The 24,512-nt window shown below is 75.0% G+C and carries 25 protein-coding genes; 16 read left to right on the top strand and 9 right to left on the bottom strand.

From position 1 onward, the window contains the following. Positions 1-7 precede the first annotated feature (7 nt). Both ACYVO2_RS31555 and ACYVO2_RS31560 read left to right on the top strand, forming a co-directional pair. On the top strand, positions 8-1,105 hold the full coding sequence (locus ACYVO2_RS31555; protein WP_461011539.1) for an alpha/beta hydrolase: 1,098 nt from the start codon (positions 8-10) through the stop codon (positions 1,103-1,105). Positions 1,106-1,420: 315 nt separating this feature from the next. Beyond that, positions 1,421-2,818 carry a hypothetical protein gene (locus ACYVO2_RS31560; RefSeq protein ID WP_461011490.1) on the top strand — a complete coding sequence of 466 codons (1,398 nt, stop codon included), beginning with the start codon at positions 1,421-1,423 and terminating at the stop codon, positions 2,816-2,818. A gap of 24 nt (positions 2,819-2,842) precedes the next feature. Here ACYVO2_RS31560 and ACYVO2_RS31565 read toward each other — a convergent pair whose 3' ends face one another. Then, positions 2,843-3,265, bottom strand: a complete 423-nt coding sequence (locus ACYVO2_RS31565; RefSeq protein WP_461011491.1) for a VOC family protein — start codon at positions 3,263-3,265, stop codon at positions 2,843-2,845. 40 nt (positions 3,266-3,305) lie between these two features. Beyond that, complete coding sequence (ligD, locus tag ACYVO2_RS31570; protein ID WP_461011492.1) at positions 3,306-4,226, bottom strand: non-homologous end-joining DNA ligase; 921 nt, start codon at positions 4,224-4,226, stop codon at positions 3,306-3,308. Between the two features lie 270 nt (positions 4,227-4,496). Here ligD and abc-f point away from each other — a divergent pair, with 270 nt between their 5' ends. The 3 genes from abc-f to ACYVO2_RS31585 all read left to right on the top strand — a co-directional run bounded on the left by abc-f (position 4,497) and on the right by ACYVO2_RS31585 (position 7,740). Further along, on the top strand, positions 4,497-6,095 hold the full coding sequence (gene abc-f, locus ACYVO2_RS31575; RefSeq protein WP_461011493.1) for a ribosomal protection-like ABC-F family protein: 1,599 nt from the start codon (positions 4,497-4,499) through the stop codon (positions 6,093-6,095). A gap of 434 nt (positions 6,096-6,529) precedes the next feature. Then, positions 6,530-6,751, top strand: coding sequence for a helix-turn-helix domain-containing protein (locus ACYVO2_RS31580; RefSeq protein WP_461011494.1), 222 nt, complete (start codon positions 6,530-6,532; stop codon positions 6,749-6,751). 161 nt (positions 6,752-6,912) lie between these two features. Further along, positions 6,913-7,740 carry an enoyl-CoA hydratase/isomerase family protein gene (locus ACYVO2_RS31585; protein ID WP_461011495.1) on the top strand — a complete coding sequence of 276 codons (828 nt, stop codon included), beginning with the start codon at positions 6,913-6,915 and terminating at the stop codon, positions 7,738-7,740. Between the two features lie 338 nt (positions 7,741-8,078). Here the strand turns inward: ACYVO2_RS31585 and ACYVO2_RS31590 are convergent, their stop codons facing one another. Further along, positions 8,079-8,816, bottom strand: coding sequence for a hypothetical protein (locus ACYVO2_RS31590; protein ID WP_461011496.1), 738 nt, complete (start codon positions 8,814-8,816; stop codon positions 8,079-8,081). Positions 8,817-9,054: 238 nt separating this feature from the next. Between ACYVO2_RS31590 and ACYVO2_RS31595 the strand changes: the two genes are divergently transcribed. The 6 genes from ACYVO2_RS31595 to ACYVO2_RS31620 all read left to right on the top strand — a co-directional run bounded on the left by ACYVO2_RS31595 (position 9,055) and on the right by ACYVO2_RS31620 (position 11,856). Then, positions 9,055-9,546, top strand: a complete 492-nt coding sequence (locus ACYVO2_RS31595) for an Asp23/Gls24 family envelope stress response protein (RefSeq protein ID WP_461011497.1) — start codon at positions 9,055-9,057, stop codon at positions 9,544-9,546. A 103-nt stretch (positions 9,547-9,649) separates the two neighbouring features. Then, positions 9,650-9,946 carry a hypothetical protein gene (locus tag ACYVO2_RS31600; RefSeq protein WP_461011498.1) on the top strand — a complete coding sequence of 99 codons (297 nt, stop codon included), beginning with the start codon at positions 9,650-9,652 and terminating at the stop codon, positions 9,944-9,946. Between the two features lie 49 nt (positions 9,947-9,995). Further along, positions 9,996-10,178, top strand: coding sequence for a hypothetical protein (locus ACYVO2_RS31605; RefSeq protein ID WP_461011499.1), 183 nt, complete (start codon positions 9,996-9,998; stop codon positions 10,176-10,178). A gap of 6 nt (positions 10,179-10,184) precedes the next feature. After that, a complete protein-coding gene (locus ACYVO2_RS31610) occupies positions 10,185-10,571 on the top strand; it encodes an Asp23/Gls24 family envelope stress response protein (RefSeq protein ID WP_461011500.1) in 387 nt (128 codons plus the stop codon). Further along, on the top strand, positions 10,568-11,239 hold the full coding sequence (locus ACYVO2_RS31615; protein WP_461011501.1) for a DUF6286 domain-containing protein: 672 nt from the start codon (positions 10,568-10,570) through the stop codon (positions 11,237-11,239). Before ACYVO2_RS31610 ends, ACYVO2_RS31615 begins: the two co-directional genes overlap by 4 nt. Continuing rightward, entirely contained in the window at positions 11,236-11,856 is a 621-nt protein-coding gene (locus ACYVO2_RS31620; protein ID WP_461011502.1) for an alkaline shock response membrane anchor protein AmaP, read from the top strand. The genes ACYVO2_RS31615 and ACYVO2_RS31620 overlap by 4 nt, the downstream gene beginning before the upstream one ends. A gap of 26 nt (positions 11,857-11,882) precedes the next feature. Here ACYVO2_RS31620 and ACYVO2_RS31625 read toward each other — a convergent pair whose 3' ends face one another. The 4 genes from ACYVO2_RS31625 to ACYVO2_RS31640 form a co-directional block, all read right to left on the bottom strand. Beyond that, on the bottom strand, positions 11,883-12,644 hold the full coding sequence (locus tag ACYVO2_RS31625) for an SDR family oxidoreductase (protein WP_461011503.1): 762 nt from the start codon (positions 12,642-12,644) through the stop codon (positions 11,883-11,885). Between the two features lie 11 nt (positions 12,645-12,655). After that, positions 12,656-14,449 carry a glycoside hydrolase family 15 protein gene (locus tag ACYVO2_RS31630; RefSeq protein WP_461011504.1) on the bottom strand — a complete coding sequence of 598 codons (1,794 nt, stop codon included), beginning with the start codon at positions 14,447-14,449 and terminating at the stop codon, positions 12,656-12,658. A gap of 81 nt (positions 14,450-14,530) precedes the next feature. After that, positions 14,531-15,406 carry an SURF1 family cytochrome oxidase biogenesis protein gene (locus tag ACYVO2_RS31635; protein WP_461011505.1) on the bottom strand — a complete coding sequence of 292 codons (876 nt, stop codon included), beginning with the start codon at positions 15,404-15,406 and terminating at the stop codon, positions 14,531-14,533. A 63-nt stretch (positions 15,407-15,469) separates the two neighbouring features. Further along, positions 15,470-16,444 carry a DEDDh family exonuclease gene (locus ACYVO2_RS31640; RefSeq protein WP_461011506.1) on the bottom strand — a complete coding sequence of 325 codons (975 nt, stop codon included), beginning with the start codon at positions 16,442-16,444 and terminating at the stop codon, positions 15,470-15,472. Between the two features lie 210 nt (positions 16,445-16,654). On the opposite strand from ACYVO2_RS31640, the gene ACYVO2_RS31645 reads away from it, so the two are divergent. Next, on the top strand, positions 16,655-17,569 hold the full coding sequence (locus ACYVO2_RS31645) for a sterol desaturase family protein (protein ID WP_461011507.1): 915 nt from the start codon (positions 16,655-16,657) through the stop codon (positions 17,567-17,569). After that, the gene (locus ACYVO2_RS31650) at positions 17,566-18,399 is read left to right on the top strand and encodes a lysoplasmalogenase (protein WP_461011508.1); all 834 of its coding nucleotides are present in this window, start codon (positions 17,566-17,568) and stop codon (positions 18,397-18,399) included. The genes ACYVO2_RS31645 and ACYVO2_RS31650 overlap by 4 nt, the downstream gene beginning before the upstream one ends. A gap of 165 nt (positions 18,400-18,564) precedes the next feature. Here ACYVO2_RS31650 and ACYVO2_RS31655 read toward each other — a convergent pair whose 3' ends face one another. Continuing rightward, positions 18,565-20,118 carry a S8 family peptidase gene (locus tag ACYVO2_RS31655; protein WP_461011509.1) on the bottom strand — a complete coding sequence of 518 codons (1,554 nt, stop codon included), beginning with the start codon at positions 20,116-20,118 and terminating at the stop codon, positions 18,565-18,567. Positions 20,119-20,718: 600 nt separating this feature from the next. On the opposite strand from ACYVO2_RS31655, the gene ACYVO2_RS31660 reads away from it, so the two are divergent. The 3 genes from ACYVO2_RS31660 to moaA all read left to right on the top strand — a co-directional run bounded on the left by ACYVO2_RS31660 (position 20,719) and on the right by moaA (position 24,037). Then, positions 20,719-21,114 (top strand): DUF485 domain-containing protein, encoded by a 396-nt coding sequence (locus ACYVO2_RS31660; protein ID WP_461011510.1) that lies wholly within the window; start codon positions 20,719-20,721, stop codon positions 21,112-21,114. Continuing rightward, the gene (locus ACYVO2_RS31665; protein ID WP_461011511.1) at positions 21,111-22,748 is read left to right on the top strand and encodes a solute symporter family protein; all 1,638 of its coding nucleotides are present in this window, start codon (positions 21,111-21,113) and stop codon (positions 22,746-22,748) included. The genes ACYVO2_RS31660 and ACYVO2_RS31665 overlap by 4 nt, the downstream gene beginning before the upstream one ends. Before the next feature lie 290 nt (positions 22,749-23,038). Continuing rightward, the gene (gene moaA, locus ACYVO2_RS31670; protein ID WP_461011512.1) at positions 23,039-24,037 is read left to right on the top strand and encodes a GTP 3',8-cyclase MoaA; all 999 of its coding nucleotides are present in this window, start codon (positions 23,039-23,041) and stop codon (positions 24,035-24,037) included. Here the strand turns inward: moaA and ACYVO2_RS31675 are convergent. Then, positions 24,034-24,312, bottom strand: coding sequence for a hypothetical protein (locus tag ACYVO2_RS31675; RefSeq protein ID WP_461011540.1), 279 nt, complete (start codon positions 24,310-24,312; stop codon positions 24,034-24,036). The genes moaA and ACYVO2_RS31675 overlap by 4 nt on opposite strands. Positions 24,313-24,512 lie beyond the last annotated feature (200 nt).

The raw sequence follows: 24,512 nt of genomic DNA on the forward strand, positions 1-24,512 counted from the left end.
CGCCGCCCTGGCGGCGGCGACTGCGCCCGCGGCGGGCGGCGCCGCGGCCTCCGTCGCGGCCGGGCGGCTCGCCTCCCAGGCGGCGCTGCGGCCGCTGCGCGGCGGGCCGCCCGGCAGCGAGCAGGTCACCGTCCACGGCGCCGACGACGACGCCGTATCCGTCACCAGGACCGTCGCCGCCTCCCGCCCCGGCCGCTACGCCCTGACCGGCCCCGACTGCCACGCCGTCGTCGGGGAGGTGCTGTCCACCACCGCCGACACGGTCACCCGCCGCGTGGAGCGCCTGGAGCGCGGCGGCCCCGTGGCCGGCGACCGCCTGCTGTTCACCCCGCAGGTCCACCGCGGCGACCCCCGCACCGCGCACGGCCTGGACTTCGAGGAGACGGCGTTCCCCGGCGAGCTCGGCCCGCTGCCCGCCTGGTACCTGCCGGGGACCCGGGACATCTGGGTCATCACCGCGCACGGCCTCGGCGCCACCCGCGAGCAGCCCCTGGCCGTGCTCCCCGCGCTGTGCTCCCTGCGGCTGACCGTCCTCGACATCGGCTACCGCAACGACCCCGGCGCCCCGCGCTCCCCCGACCGCATCGGCCACCTCGGCGACACCGAGTGGCGCGACCTGGACGCCGCGCTGCGCTACGCCGTCGACCAGGGCGCCGCCGGGGTGGTGCTGTACGGCTGGTCGGTCGGCGCCACCATGGCCCTGCACACGGCGGACCGCTCGCCGCTGCGCGAGGCCGTCAAGGGCCTGGTCCTGGACTCGCCGGTCCTGGACTGGCGGCGGACGCTGCGCCGCCTCGCCGCGCACCGCGGCGTGCCCGCCCCGCTGCTGCCGCTCGCGGTGCGCGCCGTGGAGGGCCGCACGGCCCTGCACCACGACCGGCTCGACGAGGCCGCGCACCCCTCCGCGCTGTCCGTGCCGACCCTGGTGCTGCACGGCCCGGACGACGCCCTGGCCCCCTGGGAACGCTCCCGCGAACTCGCGGCGCGCCGCCCGGACCTCGTGACGCGGCACACCGTGCGCGACGCCGACCACGCGGCGATGTGGAACGCCGACCCGGCCCGCTACGAGGAGGTCCTGCGGCGCTTCCTGACCCCTCTTCTCTAGTGGCGTCTCCGCGCCGTCTCCGCGCCGTCTCCGAGGGATCCCAGCGGCGTCCCGGCGAGCCCCGGAGAGGTCTCCCGCGCCCCGCCGCGGAGGAGGCCGGGCGCGGGGCGCCCCGAAGGCCCGGTCCGGGGCCCGGCGGCCCGCCGGACGGCCCCCGAGCAGGCCGGGCGGTCCCCGACGCCCCGCCGCGCGCCGTCCCGGGCCGCCCCCCGGCCCGGTCCGCCGGCGGCCCGATCCCTCCTCAGTTGTTCCGTTCGCTCCCGCCGGATGATCTACCGTTTGGGAATCCGGGCCAACACCCGACAGACTGCTGTTGTGACGTCCCGTACTCCGCGAGACACAGCACGCCTGCGCCCTGTCCCCAGCCGCCGGCTCGAGGCGGCCCGTGCCCTCCAGGTCGAAGGCGCCACCGCCCACCGGCGCAGCGCCCGGCGCGCGGCCGCCGCCCGCCGCCCCGAGGGAATCCCCGAGCAGACGGAACTGGCCGCGAGGGCCAGGGCCCAACTCGCCCCCGCCGTCCGCCTCGCCCGCTGGACGGAGGGTCCGCCCGGCGACCCGGTCGGGGTGAAGGCCGCGGCGGGCATGTCCCTGCCGCAGGAGGCGGCGCGGGACGCGGCGCGCGACCTGGAGTTGACGGAGGAGCAGGTCACCGCCGCCTGGGAGCAGGCCAGGCTCACCGGGCTGCTGGAGCTGCGGGAGGGCGTGGCCAGGGCCGGCTGGCGGCTGCGGGTGTGGGAGCGGGACGACGCCGCGGTGCTGCGCGGCTGGGTGGCCCTGTTCGACGCCTGGGCGCTGTCCCGCCCGGCGCCCGCCGACGCGGACCCGGCCGTGGTCGCGGAGGTCGTGGAGAGCGCGCCCCAGTTGCTGTCGCTGCTGCACCTGACCTCGGACCCGCTGCCCGTGGAGGGCCTGCTGGAGCTGCTCGGCCAGCGGATCGCCGAGCTGCGCGAGTCGCGCGGCGAGCCGGAGCTGGCCGGTGACGCGGCGCGGACCCAGTTGCCACCGCTGCTGGAGTGGCTGCTGGGCAGCCTCACCTCGGTGGGCGCGCTGCGCGGGGACGCGGGCGCGGCCGACGTCACCCTGACGGAGCTGGGCAACTGGGCGGTGTGGACCAAGCTGGAGCAGATCTGCGTCGCCGCGCAGAGCGTGGCGGGCGGCCACATCGAGCAGTCCGCGCGCGAGCTGCTGCGCGCCTGCGCCCGCTACTCGCCCGGCCCGGCGCGCGACGAGTACCGGGCGTGGCTGGCCGCGAGGCCCGTGGGGCAGGCCGTCGCCGAGCTGCTGGAGGTCGCGCGCGGCGACGACCCGCTGCTGCGCGGGCTGGCGTTCGACGCGCTGCGCGTCGTCGGCGGCCCCGCCGAGGGAGCGGTGCGCGCCGCCGCCGAGGAGCCGACGCTGCGGCCCTACGCGCTGCTGTGGCTGGCCGAGCAGGACGGCGAGGTGCCGCCCGACCTGCTCAGCAGGCAGGAGGCCACCTGGCTGTGGGTGGACACCGCGGCCGCCGTCGCCGACCACGGCGAGGGGCACCTGCTGGTGACGCACCTCCAGTCGGCGGCGCAGGGTTCGGTCACGGAGTTGCTGGAGGAGCTGCGGGAGGTGGACCACCCCAGGACGGTGCAGGTGCTGGTGGCGCTGGCCGCGGCGCACCCGGACCCGGTGCTGGCCAAGGTGGTGCGCCGGGCGGCGTTCCAGGTGCACCGGGGCGGCGGCTGACGGAGCGCGGGCGCGGGGCGGACCTCAGGTGCCGAGCCCCGCGCCGAAGTCCGGCTGGTAGGTGCCGAAGGTCCACAGGTTGCCCTCCGGGTCGCTCGCGGTGTAGTCGCGGGAGCCGTAGTCCTGGTCGGCGGGCGGCAGCACGATCCGCGCCCCGTGGGCCCGCGCGTGCTCGCAGTGCCGGTCGGGGTCCGCGACGACCACGTACACCGACGCCGCGCCCAGCCCCCTGGCCGCGTCGGAGTACGGCCCCTCCCGGCCGGTGGAGCCGAGCATGACCAGGCCGTTGCCGTAGGCCAGCTCGGCGTGCGCCACGGTGCCGTCCAGCTCCTCGTACACGGCGATCGCGGTGAACCGGAACGCCTCCTTCAGGAACGCGACGGCCGCCGGCGCGTCCTGGTAGCGCAGCGTGGGGTAGACGGTGGGCCTGGTGACGCCTTCCGCCATGGTGATCACTCCCTACTCCGTGACGTTCCGCGGGCGCGGATCACCGCCTGGGTACCCGGCGGGCGCAGCTCTCCATCGACCCGAACAGGTCCCCTGTCCGCTCCACCCGGGCGAGCACGTCCCGGGCGGGGATGCGCAGATCCTCGGGCCGCGCGCACGAGGCGACCTCCTCCCAGGTCACGGGCGCGGCCACGTACGGCAGTTCCCGGGCGCGCAGGGAGTAGGGGGCGACGGTGGTGCGGGCGGGGTTGTTCTGGTTCCAGTCCACGAACACCTTCCCGCCGCGCAGCGACCGGTCCATCCGGGTGAGGACCAGCTCCGGGTCCCGCTCCGCCAGCCGCTCGGCGACGCTCCGGGCGAACGCCGCCGCCCGCTCGCCCGCGGTGGGCTCCACCGGCACGTACACGTGCAGCCCCTTGGACCCCGACGCCTTCGGCCACGCCCGCAGCCCGGCCTCCGCCAGCTCCTCACGCAGCAGCAGCGCGACCCGGCAGCACTCCACCACGGTCGCCGGCGCCCCCGGGTCCAGGTCGAACACCAGCAGGTCCGGCCGGCGCACCCCGCCGCGCGGCCCGACCCGCCACTGCGGCACGTGGATCTCCAGGCTCGCCAGGTTGGCCGCCCACAGCAGGGTCGCGGTGTCCTCCACCACGACGTACTCCACCGTCCGCCGCCCCTTGGTGCTGCCGGGCGACGGCAGGCGGACGGTGCGCACCCACGGTGGCGTGCCCCGCGGCGCGTTCTTGGCGAAGAACCCCTCCGCGCCGACCCCGTCGGGGAAGCGCAGGAACGACGCCGGGCGGCCGCGCAGGTGGGGCAGCAGCACCGGGGCGATCCGCCGGTAGTAGGAGGCCACGTCCCGCTTGGTGAACCCCGCCCGCGGATACAGCACCTTCTCCGCGCGGCTGAGCGCCACCTCGTGCCCGTCGGCCTCCAGGCACAGGCCATCTCCACGACTCATGGCAGGCGCGTGCCCGCTCGGCCGCCGCCTACGCCGCCCGGGGCGCGGTGCGGGCGGCGGCGCCGGACAATTCGCTGGACAGGCCCCACCGCGCCCACCGGTAGAATGACCGGCATGGCAGTTGTCCTCCTCGTGCATTAGACGGCGCGCGGCCGAAGGACCCCGACGCCGCGGGAGACGTGGACGTCACGGCCCGGTGTCACCGGTCCGCGGTCCCGGCCGGTTCCGCGATGCCCATGCCGTCCGCCACGCCCTGGAGCCCTTCCACCCATGATCACTGCCACCGGCATCGAGCTGCGCGCAGGCGCCCGTGTCCTCATCGAGTCCGCCTCCTTCCGCGTTGCCCGCGGCGACCGCATCGGCCTGGTCGGCCGCAACGGGGCGGGCAAGACCACCCTCACCAAGGTCCTGGCCGGCCAGGGCATCCCCGCGGCCGGCACCGTCACCCGCAGCGGCGAGGTCGGCTACCTCCCGCAGGACCCGCGCACCGGCGACCTGGAGGTGCTGGCCCGCGACCGCATCCTGTCCGCCCGCGGCCTGGACACGGTGCTGCGCGACATGCGGGTCGCCGAGGAGCGGATGGCCAGCGCCGTCGGCGGCACCCGCGACCAGGCGATGCGCCGCTACTCGCGGCTGGAGACGGAGTTCCTCACCAAGGGCGGCTACGCCGCCGAGGCCGAGGCCGCCACCATCGCCGCCAGCCTCGGCCTGCCCGACCGGGTGCTGGAGCAGCCGCTGAACACCCTCTCCGGCGGTCAGCGCCGCCGCGTGGAGCTGGCCCGCATCCTGTTCTCCGACGCCGACACGCTGCTGCTCGACGAGCCCACCAACCACCTGGACGCGGACTCGATCCTGTGGCTGCGGGACTTCCTGAAGACCTACCGCGGCGGCTTCATCGTGATCTCCCACGACGTGAACCTGGTCGAGGAGGTCGTCAACAAGGTCTTCTACCTGGACGCCAACCGCTCCTGCATCGACGTCTACAACATGGGCTGGAAGGCGTACCTGGGCCAGCGCGAGGCCGACGAGCGCCGCCGCAGGCGCGAGCGCGCCAACGCGGAGAAGAAGGCCTCCCAGCTCATGGCGCAGGCCGACAAGATGCGCGCGAAGGCGACCAAGACCGTCGCCGCGCAGAACATGGCCCGCCGCGCCGAGCGCATGCTCTCCGGGCTGGAGGAGGTCCGCGCCTCCGACAAGGTCGCCAAGCTGCGCTTCCCCGAGCCCGCCCCGTGCGGCAAGACGCCGCTCACCGCCTCGGGCCTGTCGAAGTCCTACGGCTCGCTGGAGATCTTCACCGATGTCGACCTGGCCATCGACAAGGGCTCGCGGGTCGTCGTCCTGGGCCTGAACGGCGCGGGCAAGACGACCCTGCTGCGGCTGCTGTCCGGCGTCGAGAAGCCGGACACCGGCCGGGTGGAGGCGGGCCACGGGCTCAAGCTCGGCTACTACGCGCAGGAGCACGAGACCCTGGACCCGGACCGCACGGTGCTGGAGAACATGCGCTCGGCGGCGCCGGACATGGACCTCGGCGAGATCCGGAAGATCCTCGGCTCGTTCCTGTTCTCCGGCGACGACGTGGACAAGCCCGCGGGCGTGCTCTCCGGCGGGGAGAAGACCCGGCTCGCGCTCGCCACGCTCGTGGTCTCCAGCGCCAACGTGCTGCTGCTCGACGAGCCCACCAACAACCTGGACCCGGCCAGCCGCGAGGAGATCCTCGGCGCGCTGCGCTCGTTCACCGGGGCCGTGGTGCTGGTCACCCACGACGAGGGCGCCGTGGACGCGCTCCAGCCCGAGCGGATCATCCTCCTCCCCGACGGGGTCGAGGACCTGTGGAACGAGGACTACGCGGACCTGGTCTCCCTGGCCTGAGCCGGCCCGGCGCGGGCGCGGGACGCGGGCGGGACAGGCCCCGGACAGGCCCCGGACAGGCGCGGCGGGTCGCCCGGGCGGCGGCCGCGCCGCGCCATTCGATCATTCGGCCGACGGGTGATCCGTCATCTGGACGAGAACACTTCATCCCCGGGCAGCCTTGCGGATCGGCGGGCGAATTGGTCCCCGGGAAGTAATGGTCAAGAAACTGAAGCGCTCCTGTCAGTATCCCTTGACCTGCCGCTTTCCCTCGCACGACAGCGAGTGGAGCGCCGCTCGCCCCGGCTCCGCCCGCCTTCCGCCGGGGCGGGCGCGGGGAATGGCGGACGCGTTCCCGGCAATGTTGTGGGTTCGACCTTGCCGAATGGGTGGCCATTGGCGGCAACAGGGGTGATCATGGGAACCCAGAGCGCACTTCCCATGAGGAGGCACGGGTGGCCGAGACTCTGAAGAAGGGCAGCCGGGTGACCGGTGCCGCGCGCGAGAAGCTCGCGGCTGACCTGAAGAAGAAGTACGACTCCGGGGCAAGCATCCGGGCGCTGGCCGAGGAAACCGGCCGCTCCTATGGATTCGTGCACCGGATGCTCAGTGAGTCCGGGGTGACCTTGCGCGGACGGGGTGGAGCGACGCGCGGCAAGAGCAAGGCCACCGCGTAGTTCCCTCCGCGCCTCACGGCTCGGAACTCCCCGGGGCTTCCAGCGGTCGCCACCCGGTCGTGCGCGGTGCCGACCGGGTGGTTACTGTTCGGTAGGTTACTGTTCGGTCCGGAAGGTTCCCCGCGCCCGCGGGGAGGAGCCGTCGGAGGTGCCGAATGCCCGTGACTGCCGAGAGCGAGCCCGAGGAGCGGTCCGCGAAGCCGCGGCCCGAGCCTGTCCTGGAACGGAACGGCGTCCGCCTCGTCGTCGAGGACGCCGTCGCCACGGTCACGCTGTGCCGTGGCGAGCAGCGCAACGCCCAGACGCCGGGGACCTGGCGGGCCTTGGCCGAGGCGGGCCGCGCCCTGCCGGGCAGCGTCCGCGCCGTGGTGCTGCGCGCCGAGGGAGTGTCGTTCTCCGCCGGTCTCGACCGGCGGATGTTCACGCCCGAGGGCATCGAGGGCGAGCCCTCGGTGACGGAGCTCGCGGCGCGCCCCGACGCCGAGCTGGACGCGGCCATCGCCGGGTACCAGGAGGCGTTCACCTGGTGGCGGCGCAACGACCTGGTGACCGTGGCCGCCGTCCAGGGCCACGCCGTGGGGGCGGGCTTCCAGCTCGCGCTCGCCTGCGACCTGCGGGTCTGCGCGGACGACGCGCGGTTCTCCATGCGGGAGACGTCCCTGGGCCTGGTGCCGGACCTGGCCGGGACCAAGCCGCTGGTCGACCTGGTCGGCTACGCCCGCGCCCTGGAGATCTGCGTCACCGGGCGCTGGGTGCACGCCGACGAGGCCGAGCGCACCGGTCTGGCCAACCTGGTGGTGCCGCGCGCCGAGCTCGACGCGGCCGTGTCCGACCTGGTGGCCGCGGTGCTGGCCGCGCCGCGCGGCGCCGTCGTGGAGACCAAGGCGCTGCTGCGCGGCGCCGTCGGACGCGAGTACGACGAGCAGCGCGCCGCGGAGCGGGCGGCGCAGGCGCGGCGGCTGCGGGACCTGACCGGAATCGGGGACTGACTCCTTCGCTCATTCGTGCGTAAACCCGTGTTCCGCGAGCGGGCAATGCGCGGCGGGCGGCGGCAAAAGGGCGGGGGCGGCAAAGGGGCCGCGGCGGAATGGGTCCCGGAAAACCGCCTCCGCTTGTCCGGTCCGTTCCATTGACAACGCGGACATCCTCGGTAACAAGGTGCACAGGAATAGCGGAATATTCGCACCTGCGTTCGCATGTTTCGGGGGTTTGTCGCGGGGGACGCGGTCACCGTTCGGGGTCTGCTCGATACCGCCCGGCGTCTTCCGGCCGAATGGGAGCCGCGCTCCGGCCCGGAACGGGCCCCCACGGGAAGCGCCTCGCCCGTTCAGCCCACCCCGCCCGCCCCCGTGACCACCACCGCCACCGTCACCGGATCCGGGGCCGCGGCGGCCACCGCCTCCCGCACCGCCCGCGCCACGTCCAGCGGGCGGTGGCCGGGCCCCGTCACCAGGTGCAGCAGCACATGGCCGCCCTCCGCCCGCACCCCGGGCACCCCCGACCCCAGCAGCCCGCCGAGCCCCGGGTCCAGGCCCGCGACGCCGGGCACCGCCAACGCCGCCCGCGCCGCCAGGTGCTCGGGCCCGCCGCCCGCCGGCACCTCCCGCCGCGCCTGGGCCGCACCGGGCGCGGGCTCCCCGGCCGCGGGCTCCGCCTCGTCCAGCAGCCCCGCCAGCTCCACGTCCACCGCCGCCACCACCAGCCCCACCAGCTCCTGCGCCGCGGGCAGCACCGCCAGCCGCACCCGCTCCGCGAGCTCGGGCAGGGGGTACCGGGCCAGGGCGCCGACCGTCACCTCGACGGACGCCGACACCCGCAGCGGCCCCGGCGGCACCGCGCCCACCGGGGCCGGCACCGCGGGCGCGTCCCGCTCCCGCTCCTCGTCGGGCGCCAGCCGCAACTCCCGCACCACCACCCCGTCCGCCGCGGCCGCCGCGGCCGCGCGCAGCACCCCTCCCGCCGCCGACTCGGTGATCCACGCCCCGTCCGCCGCGCCGCCCAGCGGCACGATCCGCCCGAGCCCGACCTGGTACCGCACCGCCTCGGCCAGTTGCCCTTCGGCCATCCTCGACTCGCCTCCTCGCCGTACCCCGCCCGCTGCCGATCATCCTCCCGGCCCCGCGCCCCGCGCCACCGAAACGGGCGCGTCCTCCTGCCGGTTCGGACACGCGCGTCGGGGCAGAGACCCATAGGGTTGACGGCATGGGGGACCGGGCCGCGAAGCGAGGTCCTTCGCAGCCATCAGCCGCAGGGACCGGGCCGCGTCCGAACGGGTCGGGGCCCATCGTGAAGGGACGGAGCCGATGACGGAGACGGCGCACCGCACCGTGCCGGAGAACCAGGCGAAGGAGACCGCGGGGGAGAGCAAGGCGGTGGCCACCCCGAGCCGCCGCACGCTCGCCGCCCCGGCCGCGCGCGGCAAGACCTCGATCGCCGACGGCGTGGTCGAGAAGATCGCGGGCATGGCCGCCCGCGACGTGGTGGGCGTGCACGCCATGGGCAGCGGTTTCGCGCGCACCTTCGGGGCCGTGCGGGACCGGGTGCCCGGCGGCAAGCCCAGCGTCACCCGAGGGGTGAAGGCCGAGGTCGGCGAGGTGCAGACCGCGCTCGACCTGGACATCGTCGTGGACTACGGCGTCGCCATCGCCGACGTGGCCAGGGCGGTGCGGGAGAATGTGATCGCCGCGGTGGAGCGGATGACGGGCCTCGAGGTCGTGGAGGTGAACATCGCCGTGGGCGATGTGAAGCTGCCCGACGAGGAGGACGAGGAGGACAAGGAGCCGCGGATCCAGTAGCCGCGGCGGCGAGGGGCCGCCCGGGGCGGTGCCGCCCCGGGCCGGCCCCGCGGGGAACGACGCGGAAGGAACGGCGGAGCGGGGAAGGCGGGACGGCGACGCGATGAGCGGAGCGGCGCGCGTGGAGGACGGCGACGGCGTGGCCGCGGCGCGGCTGCGGCGGGAGTACCGGCGGTTCGTGCGCGCCGGCCACCCGGACGTGGGCGGCGACCCCGAGGTGTTCGCGGCGGAGCTGCGGCGCTGGCAGGAGCTGCTGGCCCCGGCGGGACCGGCCCCGGCCGCCCCCCCCGCGCCGGGGGAGCCGCAGGTCACCTTCTACCGGCGCGGCCCCTGGCCGGTGCGCTGCGGCCGTGTCGTCGTCGCCGCCGTGCGCCGCAGACGCCGCACCCGGGTACGGTGAGCGCGCCGGGCGCCGGGCCGCTGTCCCGCACGAGAAGTGAGGAGCAACCATGAGCATGGCCGTGGTCGGCCTGGTGGTCGGAATGGCGCTGGGCTTCGCCGGATGGTTCGGTGGCTTCGGGGCCTTCCTGCTGGTGGCGGCGCTGGGCGCCGTCGGTTTCATCGCCGGGCGCTTCCTCGAGGGCGACTGGGAGCTCGGCGACTTCTTCCGCCCCCGCAACCGGCGGCGGTGACGGGCCGTGCCCGTGCGCGCCAAGGGCGGGCGGTCCCCGGCGCGGGTGGAGCCCGCCGACCGGGGCGCCACCCGGATCGCGGACCGCGTCGTCGCCAAGGTCGCCTCGCGGGCCGCCCGGGAGGTCCTGGACCGCGCGGGACTGCGGTACCGGGAGCTGACGGGCCGCGCCCCGCACGCCTCGGTGGCCGTGCGCTCGGGCAGCGCCCGGATCCGGCTCACCGTGGAACTGGGCTACCCGTGCGACATCGGCGCGGTCTGCGGGGAGCTGCGCCGTGAGGTGGCGGAGCGGGTGCGGTCGCTGACGGGAATGGAGGTGCCCGACGTGGTGGTCACCGTCGAACGGCTCCACCCGCGCGGCGCGGCCGAGGAAGGGACGGGGAGGCTGCGATGACCGACCCGGCGGAGCAGGGTCCCGAGAAGGCGGGCCCCCTGACGAAGGACGAGCCCGCGCACGGCGTCCCGCCGGAGCGGGACGCCCCCGCGCGGCACGGGCCCGCCGCGGAGCACGCGCCGATCGCCTCGCCGCGGTTCTGGTCGGCGCGCCGGGTGCCGTCCGCGGTGGTGGCCCTGCTGCTCTTGGCCGCGGCCGGGCTGCTGCTGTACGACACGGTCGCGGTGGAGGCGGCCGACCGGCGGGCCGGGCGGTGGCGCCGCGAGCTCGCCGACCAACTGGCCGCGCGCCAGTTGGACGACGCCTGGGTGCTGGCCGTCGCCGCCGTCGCCGTCCTGGCCGGACTGCTGCTGCTGTGCCTCGCCCTCACCCCGGGGCGGCGGGCCGTGCTGCCGATGGCCGCCCCCGGCCCCGACCTGCGCGCCGGCCTGGATCGCAGGGCGGCGGCGCTGGCGCTGCGGGACGGCGCGCTGCGGGTCGCCGGGGTGCGGGCGGTCCGTGTCAAGGTCGGCAGGCGCCGGGCCAGGATGCGGGCGGACGTGCACTTCCGGGACGTGGCGGAGGTGCGCGAGGAGCTGGAGAACGTGCTCGCCGACGACATCGCGGGCCTGGGCCTGGTCCGGCCGCCCCGGGTGTCGCTGACGCTGCGGGAGGTGAACGGCGCATGAGCGGAACCGGGACCGGCCGCACCGCGGCCAACCGCGTCCTGCTGGCCCTGACCGGCCTCGCCCTGCTCGCCGGGGGCGGCCTCGTCCTGGTCGGCGGGCTCGACCTGGAGCGCCGCTGGGACCTGGCCCTGCCGTCGTGGTGGCCGCTGGCCGAGCCGGACCGGCCCGTGCTCAGCGACGCCGACCGCACCCGCTGGCGCGACGAGGACTGGTGGTGGCCCGCGGTGTGGTCGGGCCTGGGCCTGCTGGTGCTGCTGTGCCTGTGGTGGCTGGTGAGTCAGCTCAGGGAGCGCCGGGTCGGCCGGGTCCGCGTCCGTGTGCCCGGGGACGACGACGCCGTGGTGTGGCTGCGCGCCGGTGCCCTGGAGGACGCGCTGGAGCGGCAGGCCCTCACCGTGGAGGGCGTGGACGGCGCCCGGGCCACCCTGCACCGCGGCCGCCCCGTCCCCAGGCTCAGGCTGACCCTCACCCTGGCCGCGCACGCGGTCCCCGCCGCCGTCGTGGCCCGACTGCACCGCGAGCAGCTCGCCGAGGCCCGCGACTCGGCCGGCCTGCCCGCCCTCCCGACGGAGGTCCGCCTGCGCGGCGACCGCCACCCGGCGGCCAGGGTCGAGTAGGGGCCCCGGCGGGGCAGGGCCGCCGGTCAGAAGCCGCGGCTCGCGCCGCCGTCCACCGGGAGCATCACGCCGGTCAGGTAGGAGGCGGCGGGCGACAGCACGAACGCCGCCGTCCGGCCGAACTCCTCGGGGGTGCCGTAGCGGCGCAGCGGGATCGCCGCGCTGTTGCGCTCCCGCGCCGCGTCCGCGTCGCCGCTCAGCGCGTCCAGCTCCCGCAGTCGGTCGGTGGCGATGCGCCCCGGGCACAGGCCGACCACCCGGATGCCGCGGGGGCCGAGCTCGTCGGCGAGGGTCTTGGCGACCCCGGCGAGCCCGGGCCGCAGGCCGTTGGAGATGCCCAGGTTGGGGATGGGCGAGTGCACGGACGACGACAGCACGAAGCCGATCGCCCCGCCCTCGCCGAGCTCCGCGGCGGCGGTGCGGGCCAGGCGCACCGCGCCGAGGAACACCGTCTCCACGGACTGGCGCCACTGGTCGTCGTCCACGGCGGTGACCGGGCCCGCCGGGGGGCCGCCGACGCTGATCAGGATGCCGTCGAAGCCGTCGAACCGCTCCCGCGCCGCGGCGACCAGGCGCTCCGGCGTGCCGGGGTCGGCGTTGTCCGCCGCGACGCCCAGCACCCGCTCCGGGGCGCCGAGCCCGTCGGCGGCCGCTGCCGCGGAGTCCGCGGAGCGCCCCGTGAGCACCACGTTCGCGCCCTCGGCCGCCAGCGCGGCGGCGGTGGCCCGGCCCAGCCCCCTGGTGCCGCCGGTGACGATGTACGTACGGCCGTTCAATCCGAGATCCATGGCGCCACAGACTACTGCCGGGGGATTCCCGGCCTCGCACCGGAGAGCACCATCGCCGCGTTGACCAGGCCGATGTGGCTGAACGCCTGCGGGAAGTTGCCGATCTGGCGCCCCGCGGCGGCGTCCCACTCCTCGGCGAGCAGCCCCACGTCGTTGCGCATGTCGAGCAGCCGCTCGAACAGCTCCCTCGCCTGCTCCGTCTTGCCCGTGACGTGCTGCGCCGCCGCCAGCCAGAACGAGCACGCCACGAACGCGCCCTCCGCCCCCGGCAGGCCGTCCACCGAGCTGTGCGCCGGATTGGAGTACCGCCGCACGAACCCGCCCTCGTCCAGCTCGCGCGCCACCGCCTCGACCGTCCCCACCACCCGCGGGTCCTCCGGCGGCAGGAAGCCCACGTGCGGCATGAGCAGGGTGGCGGCGTCCAGCTCACGGGAGCCGTAGTACTGGGTGAAGGTGCGCCGCTCCGGGTCCCAGCCGCGCTCGCACACCTCGCGGTGGACCTCGTCGCGCAGCGCCCGCCACCGCTTGACCGGCCCCTGGAACCGGCCCCGCTCCACCGTGCGCACCGCCCGGTCGAACGCCACCCACGCCATGACCTTGGAGTGCACGAAGTGCCGCCGCCCGCCGCGCACCTCCCACAGCCCCTCGTCCGGCTCCTGCCAGTGGGACTCCAGGAAGTCCAGCAGCGCCCGCTGGATCCGCCACACGTACCGCTCCCCGTCCAGGCCCGCCTCCCGGGCCAGGTGCAGGGTGTGCATCACCTCGCCGTACACGTCCAACTGGAGCTGCTCCGCCGCGGCGTTGCCGATCCGGACCGGCACCGAGCCCTCGTAGCCGGGCAGCCAGTCCAGCACCGTCTCCGGCAGCCGCCGCTCGCCGCCGAGCCCGTACATGATCCGCAGGTCCGCCGGGTCGCCCGCGACCGCGCGCAGCAGCCACTCCCGCCACTCGCGGGCCTCGTCCAGATAGCCGCTGGTCACCAGGGCGCCCAGGGTGAGGGTGGCGTCGCGCAGCCAGCAGAAGCGGTAGTCCCAGTTGCGCTCCCCGCCGATCAGCTCCGGCAGCGAGGTGGTGGGCGCGGCGACGATGCCGCCGGTCGGGCGGTACGTCAGCGCCTTGAGGGTGATCAGGGAGCGCAGCACCGCCTCGCGCCACGGCCCCTCGTAGGTGCACTGGGACGCCCACTTCTCCCAGCCGTCCACGGTGGCCGCGAGCGCCTCCTCGGCGTCGGTGGGCGGCGGCGCGGGCTCGTGGGAGGGGTGCCAGGTGAGCACGAACGGCACCCGGTCGCCGGGGCGGACGGTGAACTCCGAGCGGGTGGAGCGGTCCCTGCCGTGGGTGCGCACCCGCGGGTCGATGCGCAGCCAGGCGGAGTCGGGGCCGGCCACCGCCACCCGGTGGTCGTCGCTGCGCCGCACCCACGGCACCACCCGGCCGTAGTCGAACCGCAGCCGCAGCTCGCTGAGCACGCGGACCTCGCCCGTCACGCCCTCCACGATGCGCACCACGTCGGGGATCTCGTCGCGCTGCGGCATGAAGTCGATGAGCTTCACCGTGCCGGAGGAGGTCTCCCACACCGTCTCCAGCACCAGGGTGTCGCCGCGGTAGGAGCGGCGGGTGCACCGCCCCTCGCCCACGGGGGCGATGCGCCAGTGGCCGTTCTCCTCGTCGCCGAGCAGCGCGGCGAAGCAGGCCCCGGAGTCGAATCTGGGCAGGCACAGCCAGTCGATCGAGCCGTCCGCGCCGACCAGGGCGGCGGTGTGCAGGTCCCCGATGAGCGCGTAGTCCTCGATGCGGCTCGGCACGTGCGGCCCCTCTCCGTCGTCCGTCACCCCGTGGCCCGGGCGTGCGTCGGCAACCGGAGACCTTCCCCCCAGGGGCGGGTGCTAACGCTCGCCGACGCGCTGGGCGGGCCGGCCGTCCGCCGGGGCGGGCCCTGCGGCGGGCGGGCGCGGGCCGCCCGGGCGCGGTGGCGGCCCGCTCTTCTTTTTCTTCTTCCCGAGCAGTTCCTGCCGCTCCCGCCGCGCCAGGATGACCCACCCGACCGGCACCATCGCCGCGAACAGCCACCACTGCACGGCGTAGGCGAAGTGGGTGCCGATGCCGGAGAAGTCGGGCTCGGGCACCGGCTCCGGCTGGGTGCCGGACGGCCGCGGCGAGGTGTCCGTCAGCTCCAGGTACCCGCCGACCAGGCGGTACGGCAGATCGCCGCGCTCGGCCACCTTCGCCGAGTTGATCAGCATGATCTGCCGGTCGGGCAGGCCCTTGTGGTCCTTGATCCCGCTGTTGGAGGTGGTCTCGTCGGGCCGCAGCCGGCCGGTGACGGTCACCTCGCCCGAGGGCGGCTCCGGCACCTTCGGGTAGGTCTTCAGCTCCGCCCCCGGGGCCACCCAGCCCCGGTTGACCAGCACCGCGGTGCCGTCGTCCAGCACCAGCGGGGTGATCACGTGGTAGCCGATGGTGGCCTCGTCCGCGGCGGTGCGCTGGCGGGCGACGAGCTCGTGCGCGGTGTCGTAGCGGCCGGTCGCGGTCACCCGGCGGTAGACGTCCCCGTCGCGCACCTGCCGCCCCGGCGCGGTGACCTCGCCCACCGGGACCGGCTCGCGGTCCATGGCGTCGGAGATCTCGTGGTTGCGCTCCACCCGGGCCTCGTGCCGGTGGTACTGCCAGAAGCCCAGCTCGGCCATCGCGGGGATCAGCACGAGCGCGAGCAGCGTGAGCAGCAGCCAGCGGGGGGACAGCAGAAAGCGGTACGACGACACCCCACGACGGTACCTCCGGGCGCCGCGCCGCCCCCCGGTGGGGGCCCCACCGGCGAGCCGGGCTCAGCCGCCGGGGGCGGGCTCGACGGCCTCCAGCAGGGCCAGGAAGGTGCGCTCGTCGACCACGGGGGTGCCGACCTCGCGGGCGCGCCGCGCCTTCGTCGTCCACGCCTGCGGGTCGTTGGTGACCAGCAGGCTGGTGACCCGGCTCACGCTGCCCGCCACGTGCAGCCCGGCCTCGGTGGCCCGGTCCTCCAGCTCCTCGCGCTCCACGCCGGTGTCGCCGGAGAAGGCCACCCGCATCCCCTGGACCAGGGCGCCGCCCGGCCGCAGGCGGCCCGGGTTGGGGTACGGGCAGGGCGGGCGGCGGCGGGTGGGCCGCCAGGTGCGCCAGGCGGAGCCGGGGACGGCGGCGGGCGCGGCGGGGGCGGGCACCTGCGGCGGCGGGGCGGCCAGCGGACGGCAGGCCAGCAGGGGCAGCCGCAGCCCGGCCGCGGCGGCCAGGTGCAGGCTGGGGCGGAACGCCTCGGCGAGCACCCGGGCGTCGTCCAGCGCGTGGTGGGCGCGCCGCTGCTCGATGCCGTAGTGGGCGGCCAGGGACTCCAGGCGGTGGTTGGGCAGGGGCAGCCCGAGGTCCTTGGACAGGTGGATCGTGCACAGCCGGCTGGTCACCGGGGCGTCCCGCTCGGCGCGGGCGTACTCGCGGGCCAGCATCGACCAGTCGAACACCGCGTTGTGCGCGACCAGGACGCGCCCGGCGAGCCGCTCGGACAGCTCGTCCACCACCTCGGGGAACAGCGGGGCGTCGGCGAGCACCTCGCTGGTCAGGCCGTGGATCCACACCGGGCCCGGATCCCGCTCGGGGTTGACGGGGGAGTACCAGTGGTCCTGCACGTTGCCGTGCGTGTCGAGGCGGTAGACGGCGGCGGACACTATCCGGTCGTGGCGGGCCAGCCCCGTGGTCTCCACGTCGACGACCGCGTACCCCTCGGGATACGCGGCCGGCCAGTTCGAAGGGGGCACGCTCACGTCCAGCATGGTCCCGAGGATAAGGGCCGGGTCCGACAGCAAGGGGCGGGGAGGGGGAACTGAGCGGCGCTCAGGTGAGGTTCTGTCAACCGGGCGCGCGCCGCGGGCGCGTGGCTCCCCGGGGTGCGCGCCCGAGCCGCGGGCACGGCGGCCCGCACTGTGCGTACTCGTTGGTAACGACCCCTGGCCGGACGCCGCTCGGGTACCTAACCTGCTGATATGTCCAGTCTTCCCGATGTGGTGCTCTGGTCCGTTCCGGCCTTCGTGCTGCTCACCGCCGTCGAGATCCTCTCCTACCGGTTCCACCCCGGCGAGGACGAGCTCGGCTACACGGCGAAGGACACCGCGACCAGCCTCACCATGGGCCTGGGCAGCATCGGGTTCGACCTGCTGTGGAAGGTCCCGATCGTGGCCGTCCACGCGGCCCTGTACGAGCTGACGCCCCTGCGGATCCCCGTCCTGTGGTGGACGCTGCCGCTGATGCTGCTGGCGCAGGACCTCTGCTACTACTGGTCGCACCGCGGCCACCACGTGGTGCGGATCCTGTGGGCCTGCCACGTGGTGCACCACTCCAGCCGCAGGTTCAACCTCTCGACGGCGCTGCGCCAGCCGTGGACCAGCGTCACCACCTGGATCTTCTACGTGCCGCTGGTGCTGGCCGGGGTGCACCCCGCCGCGGTGGCGTTCTGCTCCTCCCTCAACCTCGTCTACCAGTTCTGGATCCACACCGAGCGCGTCCGCCGCCTGCCCCGCCCGGTGGAGGCGGTGTTCAACACCCCCTCGCACCACCGGGTGCACCACGCCTCCCAGGGCGGCTACCTCGACCGCAACTTCGGCGGGGTGCTCATCGTCTGGGACCGGCTGTTCGGCTCCTTCACCCCCGAGACCGTCCGGTGCGACTACGGACTGACCAAGAACATCGGCACCCACAACCCGCTGCGGGTGGCCACCCACGAGTACGCGGCCATCGCCCGCGACATCAGGCGCGCGCGGTCGTGGCGCGCGCGCCTGGGACATGTCTTCATGGGACCGGGATGGAAACCGGCCACCGCCCCGGCCACCGCCGCCGCGCGGCCGCTGCCCCTCCCGACGGCACCCCCGGAACCCCTCGTACGACAGGACCCCGTAGCGTGAACCCACCGCCCCACCCCGCGCCCGCCCGCACCCGCCCGCCGACCCTGCCGCGCCCCTCGGCCCTGTTGCGTTCCGCCGCCCGGGTGCGCCCGTCCGGGGGACGGGGCCGTGCCCGCACCGCCGCCGCCCTGGCCCGCGGGCTCCCGCTCACCCGCAGCCGCGCGCTGCTCGCCGCCTTCGGCGGGGTCAGCGCCGTCCACCTCGCCGCCCTGACCGGCGACGCCGAACGGGCCGCCCGGCTCACCAAGCCCGCCCTGATGCCGATGCTCGCCGCCTACGCGGCCGCCGAGGGCGCGCCCCGCCCGCTGGTGGCCGCGCTGCTGCTCAGCGCCTGCGGCGACGTGCTGCTCCAGGTGGCGGGCGAGATGCCGGGCGAGACCCCGGGGGAGGCGGCGCCGTTCCTGCTCGGCATGGGCTGCTTCGCCGCCGCCCACGTCTGCTTCGTCGCCCGCTTCCTGCGCGACGGCGCGCTGTCCTCCCGCGAGTCCCGCTCCCGCGCCGGGGCCGCGGCCGCCGTGTACGGCGCCGCCTGGCTGCTGACGCTCGCCGTGCTGGGGCCGGGTCTGGGCGAGCTGCGGCTGCCGGTGGCCGGGTACGGGCTGCTGCTGGCCGCGACCGCCGTGACCGCGGCCGGGACCGGCCCGCGCGCCGCGGCGGGCGGGGCGCTGTTCCTGCTCTCCGACGCGCTCATCGCCGCCGGCATCGCCCGGCCCCGGCAGTCGCCGCGGGCCAGGCTGTGGGTGATGGCCACCTACATCGCGGGGGAGTTCCTGCTGGCCACCGGGGCGCGGCGGGGGATCCGGGCGCCCGCCCCGGCCGCGGCCGGGTGAGCACGGCCCCACGGTGAACGGCCCCGCGGTGAGCACGGCGCCCGCGCCGCGCGTATGACAGCGACAGGCCCCGGGCGGGGCCGCGGCGGCGCCCCCGCCCGGCCCCGTGCGGGCCGTCGTCGCCTCCGGGTGACCGCCGAGCGGCGGTCACCCGGAGGCCGGCGGTCACTTCTTGACGGCGTCCAGCGCGTCCACGATGCCGTGGCCGTAGAAGCCGTTGTAGCCCTTGCCGCCCTCGCAGACCGCGTCGGCCGCGCCGTCGCCGTTGCTGTCGTACAGCGGCGGGCACGCCACGTCGTCCGCCTGGGCCTTCATCATCACCTGGAGCGTCCTCGGGGAGGCCCACGGGTGGGTGCTCTTCAGCAGCGCCGCGACACCGGCGACGTGCGGGCCCGCCATCGAGGTGCCCTGGAGGTAGCCGTAGGCGTTGCCCGGCATGGTGGACAGGATGCGGCCGTTCTCCGCCGGGGCGTCGGGCTGCACCCGGCCGTCGCCGCCGGGAGCGGCCACGTCGATGACGCCGTAGCCGTAGTTGGAGTAGTACGACTTGCCGTTCTTCGGGCCGGTGGCCGAGACGCTCACCACGCCGGGGAGCTGCGTGGGCACGTCAAGGCACTCGCTCGGGTCGATGGTGCGCGTGACCGGGGTGCTGTCGTCGGGGCTGGAGTCGTCCACGATCTCGTCGGCGCCGAGGTCGAAGTTGGAGTTGCCCGCGGAGGCGACGTTCAGCGCGCCCTTGCGCTCGGCGTAGCTCGCGGCCCGGCCGACCGCGTCCAGGATCGCCTTCTGGTCCGGGTCGTCCTTGCAGTTGAACATCCACGGGTCGACGTAGTAGCTGTTGTTCGTCACGTCGGCGCCGTGCTCGGCCGCCCAGACGAACCCGCAGACCACGCTCTCCGGGAAGAACAGGCTGTTGCCCGGCTCGCTCACCTTGATGGCGGACAGGGTGACGCCCGGGGCCACGCCGGCCACGCCGACGTCGTTGCGCGCGGCGGCGATGGTGCCCGCCACATGGGTGCCGTGGTAGTTGCCGTCCGAGTCGGGGGTGGGCCGCCAGGCGCCGGCCGAGGTGTCCGGCACGCCGCCGACGCAGGACACCGAGGACTTCGCGTCGAAGTTCGGCGCCAGGTCCGGGTGGGTGTCGTCCACACCGGTGTCGATGACGGCGACGTTCACCTTCTTGCTGCCGATGGACTTGGCGTGCGCCTTGTCCGCCTTGATGGCGGGCAGGTCCCACTGGAGCGGCTCCATCGGCTCCTGGCCGGCCGCGGCCTGCCTGTCCGCGGCGAGCACCTCGGCGCTGCCCGCGGCGACCTTCACCGGCTCGCCGACCTCGGTGGTGGCGGCGGCCTTCAGCGGAGCGGTGCGGGAGGCGCCCGCGGAGACTATGCCGGGGGCCTTGCGAAGCTGCTTGGCGAAGTCGGGGTTGGCCGAGTGGGCGACGATCACGCCTATCTGCCGGTACGAGATCACCACCGTGCCGCCCGCGTCGCGCACCGCCTGCTCGGCCTTGCGCACCGAGCCGGTGCCGAGCTTGGTGTTCACCACGTAGCTCAGCAGCGGTCCCTCGGCGGCCTGGGTCGCGGAGCTCCCGGCGGTCTTGGTGCTCTCCGCCGCGACGGCGGACGCGCCCAGCGGCGTGCAGGCCAGGGCTGCCGCCGCGGCCAGGCTCAACGGGACCGTGGCGGTGCGCCGACGGCGGGGTGGGACAGGAGCCATGGGATCTCCACTTCACCTCTAGAACAACGCCCGTGGACCAGTTGCCCAGGGCAAGATTGTTGAGCAGTGAAGCTAGCGCTGATGGTCCGCCGGACTCAATGGTTATCCGAGCATTTGTGGCAAAAATACGTCCTGGTAACCGGAGGGTGATTTTCCGTCAAGGGCCGGCGTCCGGCGGTGCCGCGCCCGCACTGCGGCGGCGGGGTGCGCGCACGGCCTCCATGTGACGCGTACACGACCTGCCTGTGATTCTCGCACGGCCGCCGCGCCACCGCTCCCCGAGAGCCCCGCCCCGCCCCGCCCGCCGTCCCCGCGGCGGCGGAACCGGCCCGCGCGACCTGCGCCGGAGCCCGGCCGCCCCGCCCGCGCGGCCGACCGCCCACCCGGCCGGGCGGAGCCGTTCGTCCTGTGCGACGAACCGTTCGGCGCGCCACGGCGGCCCTTGGGCGGAACGCCGCACCGTCCCCTCTTCTCGCCCGCTCGCGCCCGCCCCTAGCATGCGCGCAACCGCCACGTGGCGTGATCCACATCACGTCCCACCGGTGTACGTTCCGCAGTGCATCCGCCCGCCCCGCGGGCCCGGTCCCCCAAGGAGAACGTGTGGACACCGCCGAGACCCCGACCGCCTCAGGGCCTCCGGAACCCGACCGCTACTCGAGCGTCCAGACCGGACCGGAGTTCGCCGAGCTGCGGCGCCGCTTCCGCAACTTCGCCTTTCCGGTCACGGTCGGCTTCATCGCCTGGTACCTGCTGTACGTGCTGCTGTCCAACTACGCGGGCGGCTTCATGGACACCGAGGTCGTCGGCAACGTCAACATGGCATTCGTGCTCGGGCTGCTCCAGTTCGTGACGACCTTCCTGATCGCCTGGTGGTACTCCCGCCACGCGGGCGAGAAGCTCGACCCCCTCTCGGACGCCATCCGCGTCTCCCTCGACGGGCCCGCCGGCAGCGGCGCGCAGGCCCAGGAACCGGCCCGTACGGAGGGCAAGGCATGACCGACACCACCGCGCTGCTCCAGCTCGCCGCGGAGAGCGACGCCAGCGACCACCGCACCCTGATCGTCTCGCTGTTCTCGGTGTTCGTCGTCGCCACCCTCGGCATCACCATCTGGGCGGGCCGCTCCAGCAAGAGCACCGCCGACTTCTACGCGGGCGGCCGCTCCTTCAGCGGCTTCCAGAACGGCCTGGCGATCTCCGGCGACTACATGTCCGCCGCGTCCTTCCTGGGCATCGCGGGCGCCATCGCCATCTACGGCTACGACGGGTTCCTGTACTCCATCGGCTTCCTGGTCGCCTGGCTGGTGGCGCTGCTCCTCGTCGCCGAGCCGCTGCGCAACTCCGGCCGCTACACCATGGCCGACGTGCTGGCGTTCCGGCTGCGCCAGCGCCCGGTGCGCACCGCCGCCGGCACCTCGACCATCGTGGTGTCGATCTTCTACCTGCTCGCCCAGATGGTGGGCGCCGGCACCCTGGTGGCGCTGCTGCTCGGCATCGACGGCGAGGGCGCCCGCCGGCTGATCATCGCCCTGGTCGGCCTGGTGATGGTGCTGTACGTGACCATCGGCGGCATGAAGGGCACCACCTGGGTGCAGATGATCAAGGCGGTGCTGCTCATCGGCGGCACTCTGCTGGTCACCATCCTGGTGCTCAACGAGTTCAACTGGAACATCTCCTCGCTGCTGGGCGCCGCGGCCGACGCCAGCGGCAAGGGCGACGCGTTCCTCGAACCCGGGCTGCGGTACGGCGAGGACAGCACCAGCAAGCTCGACTTCATCTCCCTGGGCGTCGCCCTGGTCCTGGGCACCGCGGGACTGCCGCACATCCTGGTGCGCTTCTACACCGTCCCCACGGCCAAGGCCGCCCGCAAGTCCGTGAACTGGGCCATCGGCATCATCGGCTGCTTCTACCTGATGACCATCGCCCTCGGCTTCGGCGCCGCCGCGCTGGTCGGCACCGACCGGGTGGTGGAGTCCAACCCCTCGGGCAACACCGCGGCGCCCCTGCTCGCCGAGGAGGTCGGCGGCGGCGCGGGCTCCACCGGAGGCGCGATCCTGCTCGCGATCATCTCCGCGGTCGCGTTCGCCACCATCCTCGCCGTGGTCGCCGGACTCACCCTCGCCTCCTCGGTGTCCTTCGCCCACGACCTGTGGACCAACGTCATCCGCAAGGGGAAGACCACCGACAAGGAGGAGCTGGCCGTCGCCAAGCTCGCCGCCGTCGGCATCGGCGCCATCGCCATCGTGCTCGGCATCTTCGCCGACCGGCTCAACACCGCGGCACTGGTGGCGCTCGCCTTCGCGGTGGCCGCCTCGGCCAACCTGCCCACCATGCTCTACAGCCTGTTCTGGAAGCGGTTCACCACCCAGGGCGCCCTGTGGAGCATCTACGGCGGCCTGACCAGCTCGGTGCTGCTGGTGGTCTTCTCGCCCGTGGTCTCCGGCGAGGAGAAGTCGCTGTTCACCGGGGTGGACTTCGCCTGGTTCCCGCTGGAGAACCCCGGCCTGGTCTCCATCCCGCTCGGCTTCCTGCTCGGCTGGCTCGGCACCATGCTGTCCAAGGAGGAGCCGGACGTGAAGAAGTTCGCCGAGCTGGAGGTCCGCTCCCTCACCGGGGCGGGCGCCGAGAGCTGACCCGGCCGCGTTGCGGCGAAAACCACCGGATGAGGCGGAACTGTGAAGGAGTGATGGTCACGGCGGACCACACCGCCGAGTGACGCGAACCGTCGCGTACGCTGCACGCCAGACGCGGGCGCCGGCCAGGACAAACCCCTTGCGCAACGGCCGACGCCCGCGTCTTGCTCTGCCCTCACCGGGCGGCGCCGCCCGCCGTCGCCGGGCTCCGCCGCCCGCCACGGGAATGTCCGACCGGCCGCCTAACCTTGAACAAGGACAGCGGGCGCGCCGCGCCCACCGGACCGGAGGTGGACACCGTTCTTCTCGACACCTACGGACGCGTGGCCACCGACCTGCGCGTCTCCCTCACCGACCGGTGCAATCTGCGCTGCACGTACTGCATGCCCGAAGAGGGCCTGGCGTGGCTGGCCAAGCCCGACCTGCTCACCGACGAGGAGATCGTCCGGCTGGTCGGGATAGCCGTCACCGAGCTCGGCGTGCGCGAGGTGCGCTTCACCGGCGGCGAGCCGCTGCTGCGCCCCGGCCTGGTCGGCATCGTCGCCGCCTGCGCCGGGCTGCGCCCCCGCCCGAAGCTGTCCCTGACCACCAACGGCATAGGCCTGGCCCGGGTGGCCGGCGCGCTGCGCGACGCCGGGCTCGACCGGGTCAACGTCTCGCTGGACACCCTGCGCCCCGACGTCTTCGCCACCCTCACCCGCCGCAAGCGCCACCACGACGTGCTGGCCGGCCTCGAGGCCGCCCGCGCCGCCGGGCTCACCCCGGTCAAGGTCAACGCGGTGCTGATGCGCGGCGTCAACGACGACGAGGCCCCCGACCTGCTCGCCTGGGCCGTGGCCGAGGGCTTCGAGCTGCGCTTCATCGAGCAGATGCCGCTCGACGCCCAGCACGGCTGGCAGCGCGAGGACATGGTCACCGCCGAGGAGATCCTGGCGAGCCTGAGCACCCGCTTCGAGCTCACCCCGGAGTCCGGCGGCGACCGCGGCTCCGCCCCGGCCGAGCGCTGGCTGGTGGACGGCGGCCCCGCCAAGGTCGGCGTGATCGCCAGCGTCACCCGCCCGTTCTGCCGCGCCTGCGACCGCACCCGGCTCACCGCGGACGGCCAGGTGCGCACCTGCCTGTTCGCCCGGGAGGAGTCCGACCTGCGCGGCAGCCTGCGCGCCGGGGCCTCGGACGCGGACATCGCCGAGCTGTGGCGCAAGGCCATGTGGGGCAAGAAGGCGGGCAGCGGCCTGGACGACCCGTCGTTCCTCCAGCCCGACCGCCCGATGTCGGCGATAGGCGGCTAGCCGGGCCCCGGGCTCTCGCCGGGCGGGCGTCCGCCCCCGTCGGGGCCGGCGGCCTGCCCGGCCGTCCACTGCGCGAACGGCACGACGTCCTTCAGAAAGCCGCGCACCCCGAGGAACTTCGACAGGTGCTCGCGGTGCTCCTCGCAGGCCAGCCACGTCTTGCGCCGGTCCGGGGTGTGGAGCTTGGGGTTGTTCCACGCGAGCACCCACTCGGGCGCCTCCCGGCAGCCCTTGGCGGAGCAGACCGGCTCTCCGGCCTCGCGCGGGAGCAGCAGACTCAACGCACTCACCTTGTGTTCGGTCGGGGAGGGTTCGTTCGCGAGAAGTTCAGTCGCGAGAAGTTCAGTCGCGAGGGGTTCGGTCGCGAGGAGTTCGGCCGCGCAGTGGCCACCCGACCCCGGGCGCAGCGACGCCGGGCAGCCACGGGGGGAGCCGCCCGGCGTCGGTCCGTCGCTCCGACGGGGGATACGGAGCG

Source organism: Streptomyces capparidis (assembly GCF_054782095.1).

What these genes read in the sequence shown, in the direction of transcription:
- ACYVO2_RS31565 (WP_461011491.1), bottom strand. Translation starts at nt 3,265, where the DNA reads ATGGCGGAAGGCGTCACCAGGCCCACCGTCTACCCCACGCTGCGCTAC.
- ligD (WP_461011492.1), bottom strand. Translation starts at nt 4,226, where the DNA reads ATGAGTCGTGGAGATGGCCTGTGCCTGGAGGCCGACGGGCACGAGGTG.
- abc-f (WP_461011493.1), top strand. Translation starts at nt 4,497, where the DNA reads ATGATCACTGCCACCGGCATCGAGCTGCGCGCAGGCGCCCGTGTCCTC.
- ACYVO2_RS31590 (WP_461011496.1), bottom strand. Translation starts at nt 8,816, where the DNA reads ATGGCCGAAGGGCAACTGGCCGAGGCGGTGCGGTACCAGGTCGGGCTC.
- ACYVO2_RS31595 (WP_461011497.1), top strand. Translation starts at nt 9,055, where the DNA reads ATGACGGAGACGGCGCACCGCACCGTGCCGGAGAACCAGGCGAAGGAG.
- ACYVO2_RS31600 (WP_461011498.1), top strand. Translation starts at nt 9,650, where the DNA reads ATGAGCGGAGCGGCGCGCGTGGAGGACGGCGACGGCGTGGCCGCGGCG.
- ACYVO2_RS31605 (WP_461011499.1), top strand. Translation starts at nt 9,996, where the DNA reads ATGAGCATGGCCGTGGTCGGCCTGGTGGTCGGAATGGCGCTGGGCTTC.
- ACYVO2_RS31615 (WP_461011501.1), top strand. Translation starts at nt 10,568, where the DNA reads ATGACCGACCCGGCGGAGCAGGGTCCCGAGAAGGCGGGCCCCCTGACG.
- ACYVO2_RS31620 (WP_461011502.1), top strand. Translation starts at nt 11,236, where the DNA reads ATGAGCGGAACCGGGACCGGCCGCACCGCGGCCAACCGCGTCCTGCTG.
- ACYVO2_RS31625 (WP_461011503.1), bottom strand. Translation starts at nt 12,644, where the DNA reads ATGGATCTCGGATTGAACGGCCGTACGTACATCGTCACCGGCGGCACC.
- ACYVO2_RS31640 (WP_461011506.1), bottom strand. Translation starts at nt 16,444, where the DNA reads ATGCTGGACGTGAGCGTGCCCCCTTCGAACTGGCCGGCCGCGTATCCC.
- ACYVO2_RS31645 (WP_461011507.1), top strand. Translation starts at nt 16,655, where the DNA reads ATGTCCAGTCTTCCCGATGTGGTGCTCTGGTCCGTTCCGGCCTTCGTG.
- ACYVO2_RS31655 (WP_461011509.1), bottom strand. Translation starts at nt 20,118, where the DNA reads ATGGCTCCTGTCCCACCCCGCCGTCGGCGCACCGCCACGGTCCCGTTG.
- ACYVO2_RS31665 (WP_461011511.1), top strand. Translation starts at nt 21,111, where the DNA reads ATGACCGACACCACCGCGCTGCTCCAGCTCGCCGCGGAGAGCGACGCC.